This window comes from Pseudoalteromonas byunsanensis (assembly GCF_001854475.1).
In the GTDB taxonomy this organism is placed as follows: domain Bacteria; phylum Pseudomonadota; class Gammaproteobacteria; order Enterobacterales; family Alteromonadaceae; genus Pseudoalteromonas; species Pseudoalteromonas byunsanensis.
Genome location: NZ_MNAN01000030.1, coordinates 109,916 through 133,519, shown reverse-complemented (window position 1 = coordinate 133,519; position 23,604 = coordinate 109,916). Strand labels below are relative to the sequence as shown.

The following is a 23,604-nucleotide window of genomic DNA, read 5'->3' as shown; positions in this document are numbered from 1 at the left end:
ATTACACATTTGAGGTCGTGCGGCCGGCACAGTAATTTGCTAATATGCTTTCACTTTTATCTACTAAACAGCAGTCATCGTATGTCGTTCAAACTCTCGTCCTGTATCGCAGTATTCTCGCTGGTATTTTCGTGTTTTAGTTTTAGTGCGCCAACCGCTTATTTACCAATCGGTAAAGATACAATATTGGAGTATCAAATAGACCGTATGTTTGCGCTGACGGAGGGGGTGCCAATGGCAAAGCCTTACCGGATCAGTGAGATTAACATCGCGCTGCAAAAATTACGCGCTATTGACAGGTCGTTGTATAGCCATATTCGCGAACGTTTAAAAAAGTACTTTTCAAAAGACGAGATAGTCAGGCAAGGCGTTAAGCTTAGATATGATTCTGGAACAGAAGTAAAACTGGCTAACGATAGAAACAACGTCTCTAGTGAGTATGCAGAGTTATCATTAGATGGGGTATGGCGTGGCGGCGACAATTCCCTTTTGCAAATGGGGATGGATTATCGAGTGCGCCAGGGAGATTTAGTGCTTTACAACACATTTTATGCGTTGGCAGGAGATACGTTCCAATTAAATTTAGGTTACAAAGAACATTGGTTTTCACCTTTTAAAAGCTTTGCGCAAGTATACTCCAATAATGCGAAGCCTTCGGCGTCGGTATCGCTGAGTTTGATTGCACCACTTCAAAACTTATGGAATTTCGACTTTGAATTATTTTACTCAGAGTTGGAGCGCGTAGAAAAGGGAGTAGTTTATCAAGGTCAATTGCATGATGGCTCGCCCAAACTGGCAGGTACTCACTTCAGTATTGAGCCAATCGAGGGATGGAAGATAGGTTTGAACCGTATGATGCAATTTGGTGGAGGTCCGCGAGAAGTAAGCGGTAGCGATGTACTTAAAGCCTATTTTGACCCGACAGGGAATGACAACAAAGGCAGTGGTTTGAGCCAAGATTCAGAACTTGGGGATCAATGGGCAACGCTCACCAGCACATTACAAACTAATTTCTATACCCCAATTGAGTGGTATTTTGAATATGGTGGAGAAGACACCAAAAACCATAGTAATTTTCAATTTGGTAATACCGTAGCGAATTTTGGTATGTATCTACCTCAGCTTAGCAAGACGACAACGCTGCGCTACGAGTACACGAATATGCATAGCTTATGGTATGTGAATGAGATATACCCCACAGCAGGTAATACACACAAAGGGTTTGTTGTTGGTCACTTCGCTGCGGATCAACGTGTATTTGGTGATGCTGCGCCCAGCAAAGTGCATACACTAGAGACAACATACAGCAGTGATCACAGTACGATGTGGCGTTTAAAATATACGCAAATAGATAACGAAAGTGGTTACGTGAATGAGTTTAACCAAGTTGGAGCAGACTACGAACAAGCGCGTGCACTAGAGCTAAGTAACAGCCGCGTTATTGAAGGTCGTCATGTTGAAACCACATTAAGTGTTGGCAAAGATGTATTTGGAGAAAGTTATACTTGGCTTTCGCTCAATGTATACTGGTAATAATACGATTAAATTTAAGAAGTTATACCCAAAAGCGGTAATATAGGAACGAATATGTCGCAAAATGAACACATTCAACAGAGTTATTTAGCGAGTCTTGAGCGCCATCAGGCATTATTTGAAACCATGGCAAACTATCATGAAGAATGTTTAAGACTGTTAGAAGCTTGTCACAGTACTTTGGCTAAAGGCGGCAAGGTGATCTGGTTTGGTAATGGTGGCAGTGCAGCAGATGCCCAGCATTTGGCAGCCGAATTTGTGGTGCGATATAAATTAGAGCGTGGGCCGTTAGCATCCATTGCATTGACAACGGATACCTCTATTTTAACAGCGCATAGCAACGACTATCACTTTGATACGGTATTTGAGCGACAAGTACAGGCATTGTGCAAACCAGAAGATTTAGTGATTGGCCTCACGACCTCAGGGACCAGCGCCAATATTAACCTTGCTTTGGCCGCAGCCAATGAAATTGGCGCCAATACCGTCGCATTGACAGGACGTGATGGCGGCAAGGTTAAAAATATTGCCAAATTACCTATCATCATTAAAAACGATGAAACGGCGCGTATTCAAGAAGCACATATGTTTATCGGTCACTGGCTTTGTGAAGCGGTAGATATGCTGGTGGCGGAGCAGCAATAATGGAGTTTTCTCGTTTACAAAAGCTTAATCAGGCGCGCGTCTTAGTTGTTGGTGATGTGATGCTTGACCGCTATTGGCACGGTGACACGGGGCGAATTTCACCTGAAGCGCCGGTACCTGTGGTTAAGGTGAGTAGTCTTGAAGACAAAGCAGGTGGCGCAGCAAACGTTGCGAAGAACATCGCTCATTTGGATGGTCAGGTAGGCTTGTTAGGCCTGATAGGTGAAGATGACAATGGTGTTTCGCTGACTCGAATTCTTGAAAGTGAAAAGATTGCGTCCCAGTTAGTGACAGTCGAGGAGTTACCTACCATCGCTAAAATGCGAGTGATCAGCCGTCATCAGCAGGTTGTGCGTTTAGATTTGGAAGAAACATTCAGCGAGCAGCACAGCCGTTTACTACTTGCGCGTTTAGAGCAGGTGCTTGATGACTACGATTTTGTACTGTTTTCGGATTATAACAAAGGCGCTTTGAGTGCGATTAAAGAAATGATCGCACTGGCGAAGTCTGCGGGTAAAACGGTTTTAATCGACCCTAAGTCTAGTGATTTATCACTTTACCGAGGGGCTGATTATATAACTCCTAACTTGAATGAATTTAAATTAGCTGGTGGTCAGGTTGGCAGCGAGCAAGAGCTGACCGACAGTGCGCGTCAACTAATTGCTGATAACGGCATAGGCGCAATGCTTTTAACCCGCTCTGAGCAAGGCATGTCGCTTATTTGTGCGACAGAAAAACACGACTTTCCAGCACAGGTATTAGAAGTGAGTGATGTAACCGGTGCCGGAGATACGGTTATCGCCACACTGACCACTATGTTGGGGGCAGGGATGGCGCCTAAAGATGCTGTTGAAGTAGCGAATATCGCTGCGGGTATTGCGGTGAGTAAGCTCGGCGCAGCTACCGTGTCACCAGAAGAGCTCAGCCGTAAAATGGGCCAATACCTGCGCCAAACTGGCGAACATTATCAAACCCCTTTCGATGATGTGCTCAAACATATTGCGTTTGCCAAGCAAAACGGTGAGAAAATCGTGTTCACCAATGGTTGCTTTGATATTTTACATGCGGGCCATGTGCGCTATTTAGCACAAGCGAAAAGCATGGGTGACCGACTGGTTGTTGGCCTAAATAATGATGAATCAATCACCCGTTTAAAGGGCCCACAAAGACCTATTAATGCGCTAAAAGAACGAGCCATGGTATTGAGTGCATTGGCATCAGTGGATTGGGTGATCCCATTCGGTAGTGAAGCCGAAAACGACACACCAGCAAAGCTGATCGAGCAGATAAGCCCAGATATCCTAGTCAAAGGCGGTGATTACAAGGTGTCAGAAATCGCCGGGGCAGATCATGTACTCAGTCAGGGTGGACATGTAGAAGTATTGGCCTTTTTAGATGGTTGCTCAACCTCAGGTATTATAGAAAAAGCTAAGCTAGGTAAAACCGCCAAGTCTTAGTTTTGCAGCGCCTGCCAATAAGATTGCTGTAATAACTGCCAATCTTCTTGTGTGAAATAAAAGGTCGGCCATTTGCCGGCCTCTTTATTAAACGAACGTTGTAAGCGACTGAGGTTGGCCTGCTGCCAAGCAGTGCTCGGTGTTTTTAACTGACCGCGGTCAAAGTCAATCAGATAAACCTCACCTTGTTCATCAAATAAAATATTATTGATATTCAAATCTGCGTGATAGACACCTGCTTTATGAAAGCGTGCGAGTGTTGTTGCAACATTTTTAAGCTCTAAATGGGTTGCTGACCTAGTTTGTAGGCGCTCGCACAGGCTTTGCGCTGCGCTAACAGCTTCAGTAATGAGGTCTCCACGATAGATTAATCCTGCACGTGATACCTTGGCTGCAATCGGTTTTGAAATGGGCAGGCCAAGCTTCTCAAGCTGACAAAGCAGCGCAAACTCTTGATAAACACGGGTGTTTTCTAAGCCCGTATAAAGGTATTGGTCAGACAAAACTTTACCTACTAACCCACCACGCCAGTAGTGCTTTAATACATTAACTTTCTGATCTTGTTTAAAAAACCACGCCGTGGAGCGGCCTTCTTTGGTCGCGACTATGGCGTTTTGTGCTTGCCAAAATTGGGCATCAAACCAATTTAGGTCGACAGCGTAAGTGTTCGTATCTGAAGTTAATAGGTAATGGTTGTTGGCCGTGGTGATCTTCATCAAAAGGTTTATTCAGGTAAAAGTTGTGCCAAGTGTAACGTGTTTTTTGTTGACCATAAACTTGCAAAGCAAATTGATTAATTTAAGATCTGGCGAAAATATTTTTGATAAATAGGAAATTTGTGTCTCAGCCTCCTAGTTCTATTTGTATTCTTAGACTTTCTGCAATAGGTGATGTATGCCATGCCGTTGCGGCGGTGCAGGCCATTCAAGCTCGCTATCCAAACGCTGCGATTACTTGGGTGATAGGTAAAGTAGAAGCAATGTTATTGGCAGACTTACCTGGGGTTGAGTTTGTTGTTTTTGATAAAAAACAGGGAAAAGCTGCTTATCAAGCACTTAAGCGTACTTTTAAGGGGCGCAAGTTTGATGTGCTGTTACACATGCAAGTTGCTCTGCGTGCCAATCTCGCTGCTCGTTGTATTCCTGCCAAGGTGAAAATTGGCTTTGATAGAGGGCGCAGCAAAGAGTTGCATTCACTATTTATCAATAAGCGTATTGCACCACAAAATGAGCCACATGTACTGGAAGGGTTTCAACAATTTGCCCGTACGATTGGTGTTGAATGTAAAACACCAACTTGGCACATGCCAATATCAGCAGAGCATGAACAGCAAGCCACAGACTTGTTGGCATCATGTAATGACAGAGTGTTTGTTATATCTCCAGCAGCTAGCAAAGCGGCGCGAAACTGGTTAGCTGAGCGTTACGCTGCTGTTGCTGAGCATGCTGCGGCGCAGGGGTTTTCAGTGGTGATCACCGGTGGACCCACGCCGCTAGAGCAAGAGTTAGCTGCCGCGATTTGTAAGCACGCTCAATGTGATATCACCAACTTGGTGGGTAAAACCCAGCTAAAGGTATTACTGTGTGTTTTAAAGCAGGCTAGTTTGGTGTTGGCGCCCGATACAGGGCCTGCACATATGGCCGTAACAGTTGGTACCCCTGTAATTGGCTTGTATGCCCATTCAAATCCAAAACGCACCGGGCCTTATTTGTATCAGGATTATGTGGTAGAGGTGTATCATAAAAACTTGCTCAAACAAAAAGGTAAAACTGCCCAGCAATTACCATGGGGAGTGCGCGTAAAGGGGGATGATTTGATGCAACAAATTCAGACACAAGAAGTCATTGAGATGTTTGATCACGTGGTAAAGGCGCAGAAACTATGAGCAAAAAGCAAAATAAAGCGGTTTTTTTAGACCGAGATGGGGTTATTAATATCGATCATGCCTATGTTCATAAAATTGAAGACTTTGAGTTTATCGATGGTGTCTTTGCAGCCTGCCAACAGTTTATCGCGAAGGGCTACATAATAGTTGTGGTAACGAACCAATCAGGTATCGGCCGAGGGTATTATGATGAGCAGCAGTTTGCGAGATTGAGTGAGTGGATGTGTAGTGAGTTTGCTAAGCATCAAGTAACCATCAGTAAGGTCTATTACTGCCCACATCATCCACATAAAGCACTTCCGGAATTTCAAAAAGAGTGTGATTGTCGAAAGCCTAACCCAGGTATGCTCAATGAGGCGATTGCCGAGTTTGATATAGATGTCAGTCACAGTGTGATGGTTGGTGATAAGCTGTCAGATATTGAAGCTGCCAGAGCAGCAGGTGTCAATTTAGCTATTTTGGTTGAGTCAGGTCAGTCTTTTAGTGACGAAGCAAAGCGTAAAGCTGACCATGTGTGCCAATCTTTAGGCCAAGTCCCAGCCTTACTACCGCTTGTCTCATAAATATTTACTTTATGGTAGAGCCCACGATAATCACAACCCGTGCATTTACGGGTTGAACCTTTTACAATAGCAACCCAGTTTGATTTACCCTGTATGCGCTTTGACACTCTCACAGTGAAGGTAAAGTAGCGTGTACATTGGGACCCGTGCAAATAATGGAGACTCCAAATGAGAGCATCGGCCTTTTATAGCCAGCTACAGCAACAGCTTGAAGAAGTAAAAGCTGAAGGTTTGTATAAAAATGAACGCGTGATCACTTCTTCTCAACAGGCGCAAATCGCTGTTGAAAGCGGTGAATCTGTAATTAACTTCTGCGCAAACAACTATTTAGGATTGGCAAATCATCCAAGCCTAATTGCTGCTGCCAAGCAAGGCTTAGATGCACACGGTTTTGGTGTTGCATCGGTTCGTTTTATTTGCGGTACGCAAGACATTCACAAAACACTTGAAGCAAAAATCAGCGAGTTTCTACAAACAGAAGACACCATTTTGTATTCGTCATGTTTTGATGCCAATGCAGGTTTGTTTGAAACTATTTTAGGCCCTGATGATGCGATTATCTCTGATGCGTTAAACCATGCGTCTATCATTGATGGGGTTCGCCTATGTAAAGCGAAACGTTTCCGCTATGCTAATAACGATATGGCTGATTTGGAGCAACAGTTAATTGCAGCAACCGAAGCCGGTGCCAAAACCAAACTGATTGCCACAGACGGCGTATTTTCGATGGATGGTGTGATCTGTAATTTAAAAGCGGTATGTGATTTGGCCGACAAGTATAATGCGCTAGTCATGGTTGATGATTCTCACGCGGTTGGGTTTGTTGGCGAAAATGGACGCGGTACACCTGAATATTGCGGTGTGATGGAGCGTGTAGACATAATCACGGGGACCTTGGGTAAAGCGCTTGGTGGAGCATCAGGTGGCTATACTTCAGGTAAGAAAGAAGTGGTAGAATGGTTGCGTCAGCGCTCACGCCCATACTTGTTCTCAAATTCATTGGCACCATCTATTGTGACAGCCTCGATTGCTGTATTAGATATGCTAAAAGAAGGTAAAGAGTTGCGTGATACCTTGTGGCGTAATGCGGCTTATTTCCGTGAACATATGGAAGCGGCTGGTTTCACCTGTGCAGGCAAAGATCACGCTATTATTCCGGTGATGTTGGGTGATGCAAAGATTGCTGCGCAAATGGCAGACAAGTTATTGGCTGAGGGAATTTATGTGACTGGCTTCTCATTTCCTGTAGTACCAAAAGGGCAAGCGAGAATTCGTACTCAAATCTCGGCTGCACATACTCAAGAGCAGCTTGATAAAGCGATTTCTGCCTTCACTCGCATCGGTAAAGAGTTAGGTATTATTTAATTTAAAAGCGGAGCAATAGCTTCCTTGTTTTGAGTAACGATTATGAAAGCTTTATCTAAGTTAAAAGCCGAACCAGGGATTTGGATGACGGATGCGCCTAAACCGGAAGTAGGGCACAACGATCTGTTAATTAAGATCCGTAAAACCGCAATTTGTGGCACCGATGTACACATCTACAAGTGGGATGAATGGGCACAAAAAACCATTCCTACACCTATGGTAGTTGGTCATGAATATGTAGGTGAAGTGGTCGATATGGGCCAAGAAGTACGTGGCTTCAATATTGGTGATAGAGTCTCAGGTGAAGGGCATATTACGTGTGGACACTGTCGAAACTGTCGTGCTGGTCGCGTACACTTATGTCGTAACACCACAGGTGTAGGTGTTAACCGTGAAGGGTCATTTGCAGAGTATTTAGTGATCCCAGCATTCAATGCTTTTAAGATCCCTGATAATATCTCAGATGAGCTCGCTTCTATTTTTGACCCATTTGGTAATGCTGTACATACGGCTTTGTCATTTGACTTAGTTGGTGAAGACGTATTAATCACAGGTGCAGGCCCGATAGGTATTATGGCCGCAGCTGTTGCAAAACACGTAGGTGCGCGTCATGTAGTGATCACCGATGTTAATGAATACCGTCTTGAGTTGGCTCGCAAAATGGGCGCAACACGTGCAGTTAATGTAGGCAACGAAAAGCTTGAAGATGTTATGAAAGAGCTAGGCATGACTGAAGGGTTTGATATCGGGCTTGAAATGTCAGGCGTACCCGTTGCGTTCAATAGTATGCTTAATAACATGAATCATGGCGGTAAGATTGCCATGTTAGGTATTCCTCCTTCGGATATGGCAGTTGATTGGAATCAGGTCATTTTCAAAGGATTAGTGATCAAAGGTATTTATGGTCGAGAAATGTTTGAGACCTGGTACAAAATGGCTAGCCTAATTCAATCTGGGCTAAATCTTGAACCAATTATTACCCATCAATTCCATATCGATGATTTCCAGATTGGTTTTGACACTATGATCTCTGGTCAATCAGGTAAAGTGATCTTAAACTGGGATTAGTAGCCGTATTTTACATATCAAAGGCGACATTGGTCGCCTTTTTGCTTTTTATGAGTAGTATATATTATGTCAATGAAACATATTTCTGTCGCACAGACCAAACAATTATTAGAGCGTGATGATGTTGTAATTGCGGATATCCGTGATGAGAATAGCTTTACTCAGGGGCACATTCCGGGGGCAGAGCATTTGTCTAATGCGAATATTGCGCATTTTATGCAAGAAAAAGAGTTTGATCAGCCTATTATTGTGGTTTGTTATCACGGGATCAGCTCTCAAGGCGCGGCGAATTATTTAATCGAGCAAGGCTTTGAAGATGTTTATAGCATGGATGGTGGTTTTACACAGTGGGCTTCAGAGTTACCGGACTTTATAAATAAATGATTTTACTAGGGACCTATAATAATCCACGGGCCGTTCAAGGGGCCGCTGATTATTTTAAAACACAAGGCATACCTGTTAGTTTACGCTCCAATGATGGTATCAATGTTGAAGTGTGGGTCTCAGAAACCTATCGGACACAAGCTGATATTCTTTGGCAAGACTTCGTGAATAATCCGCATCACAGTAAATACTCAGATGCCTCTTGGCAAAGTGGACACACCAACTCAGCGTTGATCTATGGTGGCAGTGATCTCAATTTGCGACAACGTTTTTCAGCTTTGCACTGGTTTTTAAAGCTGATATTTGTACTGTGCTTGATTGTATTCGGTAGCTTTTATTTATTTGATGCTAACGCTATTTTTACCAGCTTACAGTTTAAACCAGATGCGCCTTTGAGTTGGGTCACACCTGTACTGCTACACTTTGGTGCTTTGCATTTAGTTTTTAACCTAAGTTGGTGGTTGCATCTTGGTCACCAGATTGTGCAGCGTACAGGTGCACGATATCTATTTATTCTTTTTATTGTCAGCAGTTTTGTCAGTAATTGGGCTCAATTTCTGATGGTTGATAGTCGCTTTGGTGGGTTAAGTGGTGTTGTCTATGCATTGCTAGGCTATGCTTGGATTTACAGTGTGAAGCACTCTGCTCAAGAGCCTATTGTTGGCAAACCAATAATTGGATTCATGCTACTGTGGATGATTTTTGGCTTTACCGAGCTATTTTTTATTAGCATGGCAAATTGGGCTCATTTGTTTGGCTTGCTCAGCGGTATGTTAATCGCATTTGTACAACCCAAACAAAAACATACTTAATGATATAAGTACTTTGTGAAAAGTACATCACGGATGATTTCTTCGCCCGTTTCTTCTTTTAGCAGGTTCTTTAGTCTATCTGAGCAACGTCGGCGAATTTCTTCTCTGCCTGTAAGAGACTTAATTGTCTCTTCAGGTTCTTTACTTAGGATCTGTACTATTGCATCTCTAAGTAGAGGGGTGTGGTGTTCAACTACGCTTATATTGCTGACGTCATCCAGCATCAAATCTACTGTTACACGTACATAGCCAAGTTTTTTGTTTGATTGGCCAATATAATTGGTAATGATATCAGGTTCAAAACCAAAGTAGCCTACATTGGAATTCGCTCGTGCTCCATAACTGCTCAAAGCTAGCATAAGAATTGCGACAAGTAGATAGAAAGGCTTATTCATAACAATTAGAATTCCCATTGGTTCAACGGCATAGTTTTCAAGGCTAAGTGTATACGTAAATGCAATTAATTTACATATTTGAAGTGTATATCCTATTAAAATATCAGCAAACTTTTGCCAAGGGCGGGGGAGTGCTATGATATACGCGAGTTTTTTTGATAGCAGATATTGTTTTGTTAATAACCCCATTTCCTATTGATTTTGAATGGCATTCGACACATGAATGCCCGAACCTGCCTAGTCCAGACGCTTCGATGATCTTGAATGAAGGCTCGTTAACCGCTTTATTAAAAAGCCAAAGTGACCTATTTAGAGTTGACGTGTTACGTGAACAATGGCTGGCAAGTGATTCATTACACAAAAACTTGCTTGGACAACAGTGCAGGCAGATACAGTGTCGCGAGGTGTTACTGGTTTGTGACGATGTAGCTCGGGTTTATGCGCAAAGTTGGATTAGTACACAAGCCTCTGATTTAGGAGTTCGTCAATTAGGGTCTAGGCCTTTGGGAGAGGTCTTGTTTCAAGATGAGTCATGGCAGCGTTCTGAGTTAGAAGTCGCTTGTGTTAACAATCATTCTGGATATGATGCATTGTTGAATGACTTGCAATTACCTCTGCACAATATGTATGCAAGACGTCGCGTGTTTACCAACCGAGAAGCCAAAATTATGGTGTGTGAAGTATTTTTACCTAAGGTGAATTATGCAACTCAACTTGCTAAGTAGAAAGCACTTACCCGCTTATTTACGTCTGATGAGAACGGATAGGCCCATAGGTACTTTATTACTCCTATGGCCAACGTACTGGGCATTATGGATAGCTAATTCAGGAATACCACCAATTCATTTGTTGCTGGTGTTTAGTTGTGGTGTTTTCATAATGCGTAGTGCTGGGTGTGTGATCAACGATTTTGCTGATCGAAAGGTAGATGGTGCAGTAAAGAGAACTTCAACTCGACCGTTGGCACGAGGCGAGGTGCAACCAGGTGAAGCTATAAGTTTGTTTATTGTACTTATATTGTGTGCATTTGTATTGGTACTTACACTTAACTGGCAAACTATCATGCTCTCGGCTGTGGCACTATTATTAGCGGCTTGTTATCCATTTATGAAGCGTTACACTCATTTGCCTCAAGTTGTTTTGGGCATGGCGTATAGTTTTTCAATTCCAATGGCATTTATGGCCTCTAACAATAACGTGCCTATGTATGCTTGGTGGCTGTTTCTAGCAAACGTTTTATGGACAGTTGCGTATGACACTATGTACGCAATGGTAGATAGAGATGACGACTTAAAAATAGGCGTTAAATCGACGGCTATTTTGTTCGGTCGTTATGACAGACATTGGATTGCTTTACTAAATATTGCGTTTGTGGCACTGCTAAGTTATGTGGGTGCGCAGCTAGAGTTATCATGGTACTACTTTGCTTCATTGCTTGTCGCCGCAGTGCTATTAGCGCAATTACAAGTGGCTATACATGGCCGAGATAGAGATCATTGTTTTAACTCATTTTTGCGCAACAATCGTATAGGTTTGGTGATTTTTGTTGGTATAGCGCTAAATTATATATAACAGAGTAATAAAAAAAGGATGCAGCAAGCATCCTTTTTTTATTTTATGAAAATATTTATATATTTGATGCGCAAGTTTTGGCTTTAGCTGAGTTTTCTATCAGGCCAAGTAAATGCTTGATGTGACCATCTCTGTTAACGTGATGGTTGGTTTGCACCACTAATTGCTCGTGATTAATGTCCTTGTTCGTTTTCAGGATCACTAAACTTGGGTCCTGTGCGATTGTATTAGCATGTTCAATGCTGGCTATAGCGAAGTGATTTGACTGCTTCAGGCCATCCATAACTTGGTCAATGTTACCAATTTTCATGCTACTGCTTTTGTTTAACCCATCAACAGCTTCATTGAGCATTGTTTGTACTTGCTTCGACTGTGAAAAGCAGCCAAACATAGGGTAATCGTATAGCTCTTCTTTGCGCAGTGAATCCTTACTAGCAAGAGGGTGATGCTTAGCAACGAACAGAATCAATTGATCAGGAAGATATATATCACTGACAACATTACTAGCACTTTGCAGATATACGCTGATATCAATTTCTCCAAGCTGCAACTTACGAGTCAGCTCATGCTCGTCTTGTAACTGCATCTCGATTTTAATGTTCGGGTAATCAGCAAGGAACTGACCACATGACATTGGTACAATAGAGCTGGCGTCGCTGGTATAACCGATAACCAATTTTTGCTGATCTCTACCAAACAGGCTTTGTTTGATAGTTTTCTTTGTCATCTCTAATTCTGACAGCGTTGTTTTACAGTAACTTAAAAACATTTCACCCTGTTCTGTTAGTCTCACAGAGCGTGTTGAGCGCTTGACAAGTTCGCATCCAATTTCATCTTCAAGCGTTTGAATGCTTCTAGTCAAAGCTGATGTACTAATCTTTGTTTGTTCAGCAGCTTGTCTGAAGTGGCGTAAGTTACCTAAGGCGACAAACTGTTCTAGTTGTTCAAATCTCATTCGAAATTCCTTTTAATTTCTACAAGTGACACAACGGTATTGTGTATTTTCCTAATACTAATACAAGTAATGGAAGATTGAAAGTGAAAATTTTACATTCTGCTTACAAAACTCAATCGGGGTAGCTATCTCTAATTGCAATAAACTGATCTAAATTGTCTATAAACAGATCAACAAGCTTTGGATCAAATTGCTTCCCTTTCTCAGATTGTATCAGCGCCAGTACTTTTTCTAAAGGCCATGAAGGTTTATAACATCGATCGCTACCTAAAGCGTCAAACACATCAGCCAGGGCGGTAATACGACCTACAATATCAATTTGTTCACCTTTGAGACCTCTGGGGTAACCGGAACCATCCCACTTTTCATGATGCTGATGAGCTATTGTAGCGCCACATTGTAAAATTTCGTTAGAAGAATGTTGTAAAATTTCGTAACCAGTTTGCGCGTGCGTCTTCATAATTTCCCATTCAGCATCGTTCAGCTTGTCTGGCTTATTTAAAATATTATCAGGAATGCTGATCTTGCCAATATCATGAAGTGGTGAAGCCAGTTTGATTATCTCGGCGCGATAATCGGATAAGTCGCAAAGTTTAGCCAGTAACATGCTGTAATGGGCAACTCTTTTGACATGAGACCCTGTTTCTTTTGAGCGACGTTCAACAGCTTCGCCAAGAATGTAGGACAGTTCTTTTTGAGAATCTTTAACTGTTTCTCTTAATTTAATATTGTCATAAGCCAACGCAATATTATTGGCAAAAAACTCCAGTAGCTGTCTGTCAGTACTTTTCATTTGCGAGTCTTTGCCTACATAAAGCATTGTTTCTCCCCCTCCAGCGGAAGGAAAATAGCCGACGTATTCAGTATCAGTGGAGCGGGATGCCTTGAGGTTATGAGATTCTATAAATAACTCTTTAACATGATTGGGTATCACAGATGAACTAGGCTCAACGCCTTCACCAGATGCGGCTAATAGCCTGAAGTGTGCACCTGATTCTTTACGGTTGTTAATGGCCGCAGCGCAGTAGATATCATTGTCGTTGAGCCCCATTACATTAGATACATGTGTCAAAATGGTGGATGCAAATTCTCTGACACTATTGCATTTTAAAAAAGAGGACGAAGCATTAATTATTTGTTCTAACCCGCGCTTGTGCTTTTCAATAATCTGAATGTCTCGGTGAGCTCGTAATGCCGAGTAGAGTAACGTTTTGAGTTTCACTGCAGTCAATTCGGTTTTATTCTTATAGTCGTTAATATCGTAGTCGCGAATTACAGACTCTTCAGGAGCTTCTCCTGGTTGGCCTGTACGTAGAATAAGCCTCACATCATGATTGGCTAAGTCGTTACGAATATATTTGATAAGATCAAGCCCAGCATGGTTGGTCTCCATCACAACATCCACTAAACCCACCGAAATCAGATGCTCTTTTTCGAGTATTTCTTTGGCTTCTTGCGCAGAATAGGCATGGTGAAATCGGAGTGATTTCTTTTCAAACTCAAAGCCTGACAAGACCAGTTTTGTGACCTGATGAATGTCTTCCTCATCATCGACAATTAGGATATCCCAGTATTCAGACTTTAAATTTGGGGCTTTTGGTTCTTCAATAGACTCATCAGAGAAAAGAAAACTGCTCACTCGCTGACCCTTTAATGACTGTTTACTAAGTCAGTATAGTCACTAAAGTCAGCATCTGCTTAATCAAGAAGTTGGCTTTTTCTCGATATTTTGTAATTCTATTTCTATGGCATCACACGAAATATGTATCTCATACAAAGAGATAATAAGTGATGCAATGAGGCAGCATAAACTGGCACCAAATAATATAATTCCAGTTAGTGCGATGTCGATAAATAATGCGAACATTGATAACGTACACAATAAAAATGCGATCACGCCCCACACCTGCATGAAACGAATTAACTTGATACGCTTTCTTAGGTTATCAATTTGTGCTCGCACTAAAGGCCGGATACTGTCTCCTTCTCGGGCATTAAGTTCTCTAATGAGTTGTGCTAAGACTAAAAATCGATTTGTGTATGCCAATAAAAGTAATGAGATAGCAGGAAATAAAAGTCCAGGAGTGGTTAGCGTCATTTGAGCCTCTTCAATAATCAAGATTGAGTAATAATTATGACAGATAATAGCTTTAAATGGCGATGTGTATTTACAACAGATAATCTGCTTGAAGCACACATAGTAAAAGGCTTACTTAGCCAAGCTAGAATTGTTTCTCGACTGGATGGTGAACCTTTACTGGGTGGCATCGGTGAAATACCCGCAGATCAGGCTAAATTGAGTTTAATGGTTTATGAGATAAAAGTACGCGCAGCACAAAAAATATTGGTAGACTACGCGCAAAAGCAACTTACCTCAGACTGGCGTTGCAACCATTGTACAGAATTGAACGGACCAGCATTTCAGTATTGCTGGCAATGTGGAAAACAAAATGACCAAAGCGAATAATTTCCAGCGCATCAGAGAGCTTAACTATTTACAACAGGCTGTGTTAGCAGCCGCCATCATCGAAAGGATGTTGCCCAATTACGGACTATTTAGTGAAGCAACAGGGTTTGGTGATGAGTCAGCTTTAAGAAGTGCGTTGAACGTGTGTTGGGAAAAGCTATTGTTACCCAAAAGTAAGATCAGCCTTGAAAAGCAGATCGAAAAAGTCGAGCCTAATGTGCCTGAGCTTGCTCAGTTCGACATGTTTGGTACTTATCCAGCTATTGATGCGGCAACGGCACTATTAGGTTTAATGCACGGCCTAATGGCTAAAGATGAGCAAGAATTTATTAGTATCGCAAAGATATCTCAAGCAACAGTTGCTCGTTATGTTGAATTTTTGTTACTAAACGATGATATAGAGCCGGATAACACGTTGGTTCGCGATCACCCTGTGATGCAGTATGAGATAGAAATTTTATCTGAGTTGATAGACTTTGTAGAGAATATGGGACGTATTAGCTCTGATAACGTAAAAGAGCTGAAACAACACGCTGTCGCTGATGGCCAAACCAATATAGGTTTGACCATTTAAGCGCAAATTCAGGGGATTTACTTGCTCAATGAAAGTGCCTGCAGGTAAAATACCCGCCTTTTAAATTCAAGTCTTGGGAGAGTCTGTGTGCGAATTTTAGGCATAGAATCATCGTGTGATGAAACCGGTATTGCGATTTATGATGATGAGCAAGGCCTACTTGCACACCAACTATATAGTCAGGTAAAAGTCCATGCAGACTATGGTGGCGTGGTGCCGGAGCTGGCATCTCGTGACCATGTGCGTAAAACCATTCCCTTGATAGAGGCAGCGTTTGAGCAAGCTGGATGTGGTCCTGAATCTCTTGACGGTGTAGCTTATACAGCAGGACCAGGTTTGGTTGGGGCTTTATTAGTAGGCACTTCAATTGGCCGTTCTTTGGCCTTCGGCTGGAATATTCCAGCGGTTGCGGTACATCATATGGAAGGTCATTTGTTAGCACCAATGCTAGAGGATGAACGCCCTGAATTTCCTTTTATTGCACTATTAGTATCTGGCGGCCACACCATGATGGTGAAGGTTGAAGGTATTGGCGAATATGAAGTGTTAGGTGAGTCAGTAGATGATGCTGCAGGTGAAGCATTTGACAAAACAGCTAAATTGCTTGGTCTAGATTATCCCGGCGGCCCTTTATTGGCTAAAATGGCACAACAAGGCGTTGCGAAACGTTTTGTATTTCCAAGACCTATGACCGACAGACCTGGACTTGATTTTAGTTTCAGTGGCCTCAAAACTGCGGCCGCTAACACTATTCGCTCCGCAGGTGATGATGAGCAAACAAAGGCGGATATTGCCCATGCATTTCAAACAGCGGTTATAGACACTCTGGCTATAAAATGTAAAAGGGCATTAAAAGAAACGAATATTAAACGTCTTGTCATAGCTGGCGGAGTGAGTGCGAACACGGAACTGAGAAATAAACTAGAACGTGTGATGCAAGGTATGCAGGGTAAAGTATATTATCCACGTACTGAGTTTTGTACCGACAATGGTGCGATGATCGCCTTTGCTGGCATGCAACGTTTGAAGGCTAAGCAATATGCACCGCTTGATATGAAAACTCAACCACGTTGGCCATTAGATAGCCTAAAGCCGCTTTAGTCCTTTTTTTGTCCTACCTTTGGCTCCTTACCTTGAAGGAGCCTTTTGATATTTTCCCTATGCCTAAAGATAATAACGACTGTTAGAAAGCTAACAGGTAATGTGTAGACAGGCTTTATCCACCATGTATACAGTGGGGCAAGCGTCACAGCCGTGATGGCTGCCAATGATGAGTAGCGAGTGAGCCACAAAACCAGTAGCCAAGTACCGATAAGTAACCCGCCAAGCGACAAACCTATTGGTAGTAACGCACCAAATGCCGTAGCTACAGCCTTACCACCATTGAAGTGAAAAAATACCGGATAAATGTGACCTAAACATGCAGCGACTGCAACGGCACCGAGCCAAATTGGTTCAATCTGTAAGAAATATGCTCCCCACACAGGGATAGTACCTTTGAGGATATCGAATACCAACACCAATGCCGCAGGTAGTTTTCCCCCTAAACGCAAAACATTCGTCGCACCTGGATTGTGTGAACCCGCAAAGCGCGGATCGGGCAAGCCGAACACTCGACAAACTAATACCGCTGATGAGATAGAGCCAATTAAATAGGCACAGAGACAGATTAAACTAACTAACACGTTTTTCCTTATTTTGTCTTGTGACGTTTTCGGCTATGATCGGCGTTTCTATGCCGACTGTGGATAACTTAATAAGTAGTCACAGAACCCAGTTATGCAATCAGTGGAGTATCAATGGATAAGGTCTATATCTCACAACTACACGTCGAAACTATAATAGGAGTTTACGACTTTGAGAAGGAAAGTAAACAAAGCTTGTACTTTGACATTGAGATGTTGACCGACATTTCGGCTGCTGCCCAAAGTGATGATATTAACTTCGCTGTGGATTATGCCAAAGTAAGTGAGCGAGTTATTGCTCACACGACGGCCCAACCAGTTGAACTGCTAGAAACACTGTTAGAGCAATTGGCTAAAATTATCTTGGCCGAATTCAATGTTCAACAAGTTACTATAAAAGTAAGCAAGCCTGCGGCGGTGCCCGCTGCAAAAACGGTTGGTGTTGAAATCACCAGAGTGAAAAGTTAGTTATGGCGCAGATTTATATTAGTCTAGGTTCAAACGTAAATCGTGAGCACAACTTAAAGGCAGGATTGACTGCATTGATAAAACACTTTCCAAACTATAAACATTCAAGTGTTTACGAAAGCGTGGCGGTTGGCTTCAATGGTAGCAACTTTTATAACTCTGTGCTGAGTGCATCGACGGATCTGTCTTTGGAGCAGGTTTGTGTGCTGCTTAAACAGATTGAGTTGGATAATGGTCGTACTCGTCAGGATAAAAAGTTTAGCCCGCGAACGTTAGACCTAGATTTATTATTTTATGACGATGTGATTTGTGAGCAGCCGGCTCAACTACCCAGAGACGAGATAACCAAAAATGCTTTTGTGTTATTACCACTCTTTGAAATTGCTCCTGATCATGTTCATCCTGTGTGTAAAAGAAGTATTGCCGATATTTGGCAAGCTTATAACAACCCTAATCAAAAATTGTGGAAAGTGGAGTTTTCGTTGCCGTGAGTATTATTGAAATTATAGTTTTGGCGTTAGTTCAGGGATTAACCGAGTTTTTACCGATATCAAGCTCCGCTCACCTTATTTTACCCTCGCAAATCTTGGGGTGGGCTGATCAAGGTACTGCTTTTGACGTTGCTGTACATGTGGGTACATTGTTGGCTGTGGTGATTTATTTTCGCAAAGAAGTGGCTGATATTCTGGTTGCATGGTTCGGCTCTTTTGGTGCGCAGGGTAAGAGCGATGACAGTCAATTAGGATGGTGGATACTGATTGCAACAGTTCCGTCGCTGATTATTGGTTATTTGGTAAAGGACTTTGTTGAAGTCTATTCACGTAATGCCTGGATCATTGCCACCACCACCGTGGTGTTTGGTCTATTACTTTGGTATGCGGATAAAAGCGCGAAACAAATTAAAACGATTTATCAACTTAATTGGTTAAGTGCGCTACTGATTGGTTTGTCCCAAGTGGTTGCTATGATATTTCCCGGCACTTCACGTTCGGGGATCACCATGACTGTTGGTTTGCTGCTTGGATTAAATAAGCAAAGCGCAGCGCGTTTTTCGTTTTTAATGTCTATTCCAGTGATTGCAGCGGCTGGCTCATATTACGTATATAAGCTCTCAAGCAGCGAAGAAGTAATCAATTGGAATGCTATTGTACTTGGCTCGATACTATCATTTATTACCGCATACGCATGTATTCACTTTTTCTTAAAAGTTATTGAAAGAATGGGAATGATGCCCTTTGTGATCTACCGGTTATTGCTCGGTGGCGCATTGTTTGCGTTTTTACTTTGGTAATATATCTCAGTGTATGAAGGTCCGCATACAATGATGCGGGCCTTTTTATTTACAGCGTTAAAACCTGTTTAATCGCATTTTCTCTAGCTAAAGCTAATTGATGCTTGATTTCGACACCTTTAAAGCCTTGTTTTATTATGCTTTGTGGCGCAACTGCCAGTGCAGCTTGCGCTGCTTGTTGTAACTTATCGACTATATCTTGGTTTATCTGGACATCGGCCTGTGCAACATCGCACAGCAATTCAAAGCGTTCTGGGCGACGCCAAATATCAAGCTGATTAAACAGTGTTAGCGCCGCTTGTTCATTAATCTGATTGCCTGACAAAAGCGACTGATGTTGGCAGTAGTCTCGAGCACTTTGAGCATATTTGTTGGGGACTTTTAATTGCTGCTCAATACCTTTTAAAGCGTCTAGAGAGCTTGGTGAAAGCCAAAGGCAAAATTGAATGAGTTTGTAGTTTTCTTGATTTTTATCAAGGGACTGGATGGCATTTGCCAATTGTTTTGCATACTCGTTATTCCAATATGTGAGCATGGGCATAACGACAGTCAGTGCACCTAGTTCTTGTAAGATATTACTAAATACTTCTATTTGGCCATCATTTAGGCTTTTTTCAATTTCCATCCACACACGTTCTTTGGTAAGCGTATCCAGCTCTTTGTTTGCCACCATGTTTGCCATCAACTGTTGTGTTTCTGGTGCGATGGTAAACTCAAGGTAATGATAGCGGGCTGCAAAACGGGCGACGCGTAGCACACGCAAGGGATCTTCACTAAATGCATCGCTGACATGGCGCAAAGTACGTTTTGCGATGTCTTGTTGTCCATTGTAAGGGTCAATCAAGTTTCCTTGCTCGTCTTTGGCAATGGCATTGATTGTTAAATCTCTGCGGTATAGGTCTTGTTCAAGTGTGATGGTCGGAGCAAAATCGCAAATAAACCCACCATAGCCTTGGCCTTGTTTACGCTCTGTTCTGGCGAGGGCGTATTCTTCTTTTGTTTTTGGGTGTAAAAAAACAGGAAAGTCTTTTCCTACTTGGGTGTAACCTAGCGTGAGCATTTGCTCGGGAGTGGCGCCAACCACTACATAATCTCTTTCGGTAACAGGGCGTTGTAACAGTTCATCACGTACAGCACCACCAACTAAATACACTTGCATATTAGCCTCAAATAAACAAATTACGCAAAATTAGAAACAGGGTTTTAACTTACCGTGTTTTTTTGCCATTATAGGCACCATCATAACAATAAAGAGACGCATCGTGTATTTACGCTATTTTGGACTAAGCGAAAAACCGTTTTCCATTGCACCAAATCCTGAATACTTATTTTTAAGTGACAGACACAAAGAAGCACTTGCACACTTAACATATGGCTTGGGGGATGCAGGGGGGTTTGTATTGTTAACGGGTGAAGTGGGAACGGGAAAAACCACAGTAACTCGTAGTATGCTGGCGCAGTTACCAGAAACAACTCAGGTAGCTTTTATTTTAAACCCAGCATTGTCGGAGATAGAGTTACTCGCCAGTATTTGTGATGAGTTGAAAATCGATTACCCTGCTGAGCAGGCCAGCTTAAAAGTGTTGACTGATTTAATCAAAGCAAGGTTGCTTGAAAATCATGCTGCTGGCGGTCACACCATGTTGATCATTGACGAGGCACAACACCTTGCGGCTGAGGTTTTAGAGCAATTGCGCCTATTGACCAATCTAGAAACTGATCATAAGAAGCTGCTACAGATTGTGTTGGTAGGGCAACCTGAACTGCAACACCTATTGCAACGTAACGAGTTGCGTCAGTTGGCCCAGCGGATCACCGCTCGGTACCATTTACTGCCATTAACTCAGTCACAAGTGTATGCCTATATTCAACACCGATTACAAAAGGCAGGCAGTCAAACGATGATATTCAATCATGATGCGATTGCTTATATGCACAAGGTGACAGCAGGGATCCCAAGACTTTTGAACCTACTTGCAGATAGATGTTTACTGGGGGCATACTCAGCGCAACAGCAAGTTGTGGATAAAAAGATAGCGATGCAGGCTGCCAAAGAGGCATTACCGCTTAATTTAGTGCCTGAAAAATCAAAACCAGTCAAGCCTAAAGTTTGGTGGCTGTCATCAGCGGCCCTATCAAGCTTTGTGTTTGGTATTATCCTTTCATTTGTTTTTTAATTGGTGAGTTATGTCGTATTTAGTTAATGCATTAAAGCAATCGCAGCAATCAGAGCATAGTGAACAGGATCACTTAGCTTACCAGCATCAAAAACAACTTAAACTCTATCGTACGGCGGTATTTGGTTTATCGGCAGTGTTGTTTATCGGCGGGTTTACCTTTGCGGGTTATCTAAGTGGTCACTATCTGCAATCTTCGCTAGCTCAGCAACATCAACCTAAGCAAGCTATGATTGAGCAAAGCACCAACAAGCCTGAAGAAGGACCTAGCGAAGCATCTCAAGCTAATGTTGCAGACGCGCCTGTGAAGGCTTCAAATATTGTAGCGTCTTCATCACAATCCACACCAGCTAATACTGGGGTGCCCATGCAGGTTTCACAGCCTGTAAGCCAACCTATGGCAAATAACGCTGTTATGAACCCTCAGGTACAGTACCAATGGATGTCGGTTCAGATAGGGGTAGATGCCAGCGGTCAGCCAGTATACAGGCAGCAACTAGTACCTGTTGTTAATCAACAAATGATCAATACGATGCCACAGCAAGTCGCATCACAAGGGAGCCCTCAGGTTGTTCAGCAGGTTGCACCACAGATTTCATCACAAATGCAGTCAACAGCTCAGGGAACAACGGAAGATTTAAGTCAATATAGAGTGTTAGGCAAGCCGCTAAGTCAGCCTCTATCACAGACAACTCAAGACCCTGAATTGGCAGGGGTATCAAAAGAGCTCAAAGATGCCTTTGCTCAAGCGGTAGTCGAAACAGAAAACAATCAGCCACATAGTATCACTGCAAGTAGCAAAGATTCAGCTCGAGCAATACCGGTTGAGCTGTTACCCAGTTCTCTACAGCAGGCACTACCGACATTGCGTTATCAAGCTCATATATATGCAACTGACCCTGAAAAGCGTTGGATCAAGTTAAATAATCGGGAGCTGTATGAGGGAGACAGCATCGGTGCACTCAAACTGTTAGAAATAACACCAGAACAAGCTTTATTTGACTTTGACGGTTATGAGTTCAGTATGAAAGCAATGCAAGATTGGCTGCCATAGGCATTATGGCAGCATTGAGTGTTTAAAAAACTTCATTAGATTGAGGCTGAACTCTTCAGGTTTGATAGCAGCTTCAATCTCGTCTTCGACACGTTTACTCGATAAATCAATGTCTCGCACTTCTGTGTAGTGCATGTTCTTTGCATGGTAAAAAACTTTGACCACGGGTTGTAGTGGGGTGTCGGGGTTACTTTGGCTGATGATACCCACCCGCTGACTTTTTAGCTTCACCAGAGTACCTACAGGAAATACGCCAATGCAGTGGATAAAGGCGTTGAGAAGTGACTCGTCATAGTGGTGTGGAACATGCTCTCGCAAAATTTTAAAAGCGGCAACAGGGGTTTTTCCATTTTTGAAAACGCGCTCAGAGGTGATGGCGTCATAGCTGTCGACGATTGTGACCATACGTACATATTGGGACAGTTCATCAGCCGATTTTGCAAAAGGGTACCCGCTACCATCTAAACGCTCGTGATGAAACCCTGCAATTTCAGTGGCAATGTCACCAAGTTTGGCATCGGAAACAATGCTATAGCTATAGCGAGCATGTTGTTTGACCTGCTCATATTCTTCAGGGCTGAGTGCGCTCGGCTTTTGTAAAATCTCATCTGGTACCTGGACCATTCCAATGTCATGTAACAGTGCACCAATAGTGATTTGCTCAATAATATGCCTATCAAGTGACAAATGTTTGGCCAGAATGCTCACTAAAATTGCGACATTAATTGAATGCTCTAACAGGTAGGCGTCTTTCTCTTTGATTTGTGCGATACATGCCAGCGCATCTTGGTTTCTAAATACGGAATCAATCAAACTGCTGGCGGTATCCTGAAATGGTGATAAATCTAGTAATTTCCCTTGCTTTAGAGCAGAAAAAGTTTTTTTCTGTAGGGCTTTAGCTTGTTGATAGAGCTCATTGGCTTTATCCAGTTCGTTTTCTATTGAAGTCGACTTATGCCACGGATCATGGGCTTTTCGAGAAACTTCCTTTGGCGGTGAAATTGGCTCTGGCGTCGGAGCTGAAGTTATTTGTTCATTGGCTTGAGTGCTTTCTTCCTGGGGCGAGCCAAGGGTCTTATCAGGGTCAATTTCTACTGCCATAACACCAGATTTGAGTAGATGTTGGATACCGTCTTGTGTTTTCACCCAGCCTTGATTCTTTACTTTTATATGCCCAGTTTGTTTGGTCACGCCAACAACGAACATTCCAGGTTTTAACTCACTGATATCTATGGTTTTCACGATAATATCTTA

27 protein-coding genes are annotated in these 23,604 nt (G+C 42.6%); 19 read left to right on the top strand and 8 right to left on the bottom strand.

What is annotated here, in order from left to right:
* The first annotated feature begins 81 nt into the window (after positions 1 to 81).
* From BIW53_RS10165 to hldE, 3 genes are read left to right on the top strand one after another with little or no spacing between them, the layout of a single operon-like run.
* The gene (locus BIW53_RS10165) at positions 82 to 1,533 is read left to right on the top strand and encodes a capsule assembly Wzi family protein (protein WP_070991767.1); all 1,452 of its coding nucleotides are present in this window, start codon (positions 82 to 84) and stop codon (positions 1,531 to 1,533) included.
* Positions 1,534 to 1,587: 54 nt separating this feature from the next.
* The gene (locus tag BIW53_RS10160) at positions 1,588 to 2,178 is read left to right on the top strand and encodes a D-sedoheptulose-7-phosphate isomerase (protein WP_070991766.1); all 591 of its coding nucleotides are present in this window, start codon (positions 1,588 to 1,590) and stop codon (positions 2,176 to 2,178) included.
* Positions 2,178 to 3,635: a bifunctional D-glycero-beta-D-manno-heptose-7-phosphate kinase/D-glycero-beta-D-manno-heptose 1-phosphate adenylyltransferase HldE gene (gene hldE / locus BIW53_RS10155; RefSeq protein ID WP_070991765.1), complete on the top strand. Its 1,458-nt coding sequence runs from the start codon at positions 2,178 to 2,180 to the stop codon at positions 3,633 to 3,635. The genes BIW53_RS10160 and hldE overlap by 1 nt, the downstream gene beginning before the upstream one ends.
* On the opposite strand, the gene BIW53_RS10150 is transcribed toward hldE, so the two are convergent.
* Positions 3,632 to 4,354 (bottom strand): 3-deoxy-D-manno-octulosonic acid kinase, encoded by a 723-nt coding sequence (locus BIW53_RS10150; RefSeq protein ID WP_415839064.1) that lies wholly within the window; start codon positions 4,352 to 4,354, stop codon positions 3,632 to 3,634. The two genes, hldE and BIW53_RS10150, sit on opposite strands and share 4 nt — an antisense overlap.
* A gap of 119 nt (positions 4,355 to 4,473) precedes the next feature.
* On the opposite strand from BIW53_RS10150, the gene BIW53_RS10145 reads away from it, so the two are divergent.
* From BIW53_RS10145 to glpG, 6 genes are all read left to right on the top strand, one after another.
* A complete protein-coding gene (locus BIW53_RS10145; protein ID WP_070991763.1) occupies positions 4,474 to 5,520 on the top strand; it encodes a glycosyltransferase family 9 protein in 1,047 nt (348 codons plus the stop codon).
* The gene (gene gmhB / locus BIW53_RS10140; RefSeq protein WP_070991762.1) at positions 5,517 to 6,083 is read left to right on the top strand and encodes a D-glycero-beta-D-manno-heptose 1,7-bisphosphate 7-phosphatase; all 567 of its coding nucleotides are present in this window, start codon (positions 5,517 to 5,519) and stop codon (positions 6,081 to 6,083) included. The genes BIW53_RS10145 and gmhB overlap by 4 nt, the downstream gene beginning before the upstream one ends.
* Before the next feature lie 168 nt (positions 6,084 to 6,251).
* On the top strand, positions 6,252 to 7,448 hold the full coding sequence (locus tag BIW53_RS10135) for a glycine C-acetyltransferase (RefSeq protein ID WP_070991761.1): 1,197 nt from the start codon (positions 6,252 to 6,254) through the stop codon (positions 7,446 to 7,448).
* Between the two features lie 42 nt (positions 7,449 to 7,490).
* Positions 7,491 to 8,516 carry an L-threonine 3-dehydrogenase gene (tdh, locus tag BIW53_RS10130; RefSeq protein ID WP_070991760.1) on the top strand — a complete coding sequence of 342 codons (1,026 nt, stop codon included), beginning with the start codon at positions 7,491 to 7,493 and terminating at the stop codon, positions 8,514 to 8,516.
* A 66-nt stretch (positions 8,517 to 8,582) separates the two neighbouring features.
* Positions 8,583 to 8,900, top strand: coding sequence for a thiosulfate sulfurtransferase GlpE (gene glpE, locus BIW53_RS10125; RefSeq protein WP_070991759.1), 318 nt, complete (start codon positions 8,583 to 8,585; stop codon positions 8,898 to 8,900).
* Positions 8,897 to 9,712 (top strand): rhomboid family intramembrane serine protease GlpG, encoded by an 816-nt coding sequence (gene glpG, locus BIW53_RS10120; RefSeq protein WP_070991758.1) that lies wholly within the window; start codon positions 8,897 to 8,899, stop codon positions 9,710 to 9,712. Before glpE ends, glpG begins: the two co-directional genes overlap by 4 nt.
* On the opposite strand, the gene BIW53_RS10115 is transcribed toward glpG, so the two are convergent.
* Positions 9,709 to 10,107 (bottom strand): flagellar basal body-associated protein FliL, encoded by a 399-nt coding sequence (locus BIW53_RS10115; RefSeq protein WP_070991824.1) that lies wholly within the window; start codon positions 10,105 to 10,107, stop codon positions 9,709 to 9,711. The two genes, glpG and BIW53_RS10115, sit on opposite strands and share 4 nt — an antisense overlap.
* 173 nt (positions 10,108 to 10,280) lie before the next feature.
* Here BIW53_RS10115 and BIW53_RS10110 point away from each other — a divergent pair, with 173 nt between their 5' ends.
* Positions 10,281 to 10,832 carry a chorismate--pyruvate lyase family protein gene (locus BIW53_RS10110; RefSeq protein ID WP_139158825.1) on the top strand — a complete coding sequence of 184 codons (552 nt, stop codon included), beginning with the start codon at positions 10,281 to 10,283 and terminating at the stop codon, positions 10,830 to 10,832.
* Entirely contained in the window at positions 10,810 to 11,679 is an 870-nt protein-coding gene (ubiA, locus tag BIW53_RS10105; protein WP_070991756.1) for a 4-hydroxybenzoate octaprenyltransferase, read from the top strand. Before BIW53_RS10110 ends, ubiA begins: the two co-directional genes overlap by 23 nt.
* A gap of 55 nt (positions 11,680 to 11,734) precedes the next feature.
* Here ubiA and BIW53_RS10100 read toward each other — a convergent pair whose 3' ends face one another.
* The 3 genes from BIW53_RS10100 to BIW53_RS10090 all read right to left on the bottom strand — a co-directional run bounded on the left by BIW53_RS10100 (position 11,735) and on the right by BIW53_RS10090 (position 14,732).
* A complete protein-coding gene (locus tag BIW53_RS10100; protein ID WP_070991755.1) occupies positions 11,735 to 12,634 on the bottom strand; it encodes a LysR family transcriptional regulator in 900 nt (299 codons plus the stop codon).
* Between the two features lie 112 nt (positions 12,635 to 12,746).
* Positions 12,747 to 14,273 carry a DUF3369 domain-containing protein gene (locus BIW53_RS10095; RefSeq protein WP_070991754.1) on the bottom strand — a complete coding sequence of 509 codons (1,527 nt, stop codon included), beginning with the start codon at positions 14,271 to 14,273 and terminating at the stop codon, positions 12,747 to 12,749.
* A 63-nt stretch (positions 14,274 to 14,336) separates the two neighbouring features.
* Entirely contained in the window at positions 14,337 to 14,732 is a 396-nt protein-coding gene (locus tag BIW53_RS10090; protein WP_070991753.1) for a DUF2721 domain-containing protein, read from the bottom strand.
* Positions 14,733 to 14,768: 36 nt separating this feature from the next.
* Between BIW53_RS10090 and BIW53_RS10085 the strand changes: the two genes are divergently transcribed.
* The 3 genes from BIW53_RS10085 to tsaD all read left to right on the top strand — a co-directional run bounded on the left by BIW53_RS10085 (position 14,769) and on the right by tsaD (position 16,776).
* Positions 14,769 to 15,101, top strand: coding sequence for a putative signal transducing protein (locus BIW53_RS10085; RefSeq protein WP_070991752.1), 333 nt, complete (start codon positions 14,769 to 14,771; stop codon positions 15,099 to 15,101).
* Positions 15,085 to 15,675: a YjaG family protein gene (locus BIW53_RS10080; protein ID WP_070991751.1), complete on the top strand. Its 591-nt coding sequence runs from the start codon at positions 15,085 to 15,087 to the stop codon at positions 15,673 to 15,675. The genes BIW53_RS10085 and BIW53_RS10080 overlap by 17 nt, the downstream gene beginning before the upstream one ends.
* A gap of 87 nt (positions 15,676 to 15,762) precedes the next feature.
* Positions 15,763 to 16,776 (top strand): tRNA (adenosine(37)-N6)-threonylcarbamoyltransferase complex transferase subunit TsaD, encoded by a 1,014-nt coding sequence (gene tsaD, locus BIW53_RS10075; RefSeq protein WP_070991750.1) that lies wholly within the window; start codon positions 15,763 to 15,765, stop codon positions 16,774 to 16,776.
* Here tsaD and plsY read toward each other — a convergent pair.
* A complete protein-coding gene (gene plsY, locus BIW53_RS10070; RefSeq protein ID WP_139158824.1) occupies positions 16,773 to 17,360 on the bottom strand; it encodes a glycerol-3-phosphate 1-O-acyltransferase PlsY in 588 nt (195 codons plus the stop codon). The genes tsaD and plsY overlap by 4 nt on opposite strands.
* 114 nt (positions 17,361 to 17,474) lie before the next feature.
* Between plsY and folB the strand changes: the two genes are divergently transcribed.
* From folB to BIW53_RS10055, 3 genes are read left to right on the top strand one after another with little or no spacing between them, the layout of a single operon-like run.
* Positions 17,475 to 17,828: a dihydroneopterin aldolase gene (folB, locus tag BIW53_RS10065; RefSeq protein WP_070991749.1), complete on the top strand. Its 354-nt coding sequence runs from the start codon at positions 17,475 to 17,477 to the stop codon at positions 17,826 to 17,828.
* Positions 17,829 to 17,830: 2 nt separating this feature from the next.
* On the top strand, positions 17,831 to 18,319 hold the full coding sequence (folK, locus tag BIW53_RS10060) for a 2-amino-4-hydroxy-6-hydroxymethyldihydropteridine diphosphokinase (RefSeq protein ID WP_070991748.1): 489 nt from the start codon (positions 17,831 to 17,833) through the stop codon (positions 18,317 to 18,319).
* The gene (locus BIW53_RS10055) at positions 18,316 to 19,119 is read left to right on the top strand and encodes an undecaprenyl-diphosphate phosphatase (RefSeq protein WP_070991747.1); all 804 of its coding nucleotides are present in this window, start codon (positions 18,316 to 18,318) and stop codon (positions 19,117 to 19,119) included. The genes folK and BIW53_RS10055 overlap by 4 nt, the downstream gene beginning before the upstream one ends.
* Before the next feature lie 49 nt (positions 19,120 to 19,168).
* On the opposite strand, the gene BIW53_RS10050 is transcribed toward BIW53_RS10055, so the two are convergent.
* Positions 19,169 to 20,278, bottom strand: coding sequence for a tRNA nucleotidyltransferase/poly(A) polymerase-related protein (locus tag BIW53_RS10050; RefSeq protein WP_070991746.1), 1,110 nt, complete (start codon positions 20,276 to 20,278; stop codon positions 19,169 to 19,171).
* A gap of 103 nt (positions 20,279 to 20,381) precedes the next feature.
* Here BIW53_RS10050 and BIW53_RS10045 point away from each other — a divergent pair, with 103 nt between their 5' ends.
* The gene (locus tag BIW53_RS10045; RefSeq protein WP_070991745.1) at positions 20,382 to 21,296 is read left to right on the top strand and encodes an ExeA family protein; all 915 of its coding nucleotides are present in this window, start codon (positions 20,382 to 20,384) and stop codon (positions 21,294 to 21,296) included.
* A 10-nt stretch (positions 21,297 to 21,306) separates the two neighbouring features.
* Positions 21,307 to 22,350, top strand: a complete 1,044-nt coding sequence (locus BIW53_RS10040) for a general secretion pathway protein GspB (protein WP_070991744.1) — start codon at positions 21,307 to 21,309, stop codon at positions 22,348 to 22,350.
* A 3-nt stretch (positions 22,351 to 22,353) separates the two neighbouring features.
* On the opposite strand, the gene BIW53_RS10035 is transcribed toward BIW53_RS10040, so the two are convergent.
* Positions 22,354 to 23,592 carry a cyclic di-GMP phosphodiesterase gene (locus tag BIW53_RS10035; protein WP_084228121.1) on the bottom strand — a complete coding sequence of 413 codons (1,239 nt, stop codon included), beginning with the start codon at positions 23,590 to 23,592 and terminating at the stop codon, positions 22,354 to 22,356.
* Positions 23,593 to 23,604 lie beyond the last annotated feature (12 nt).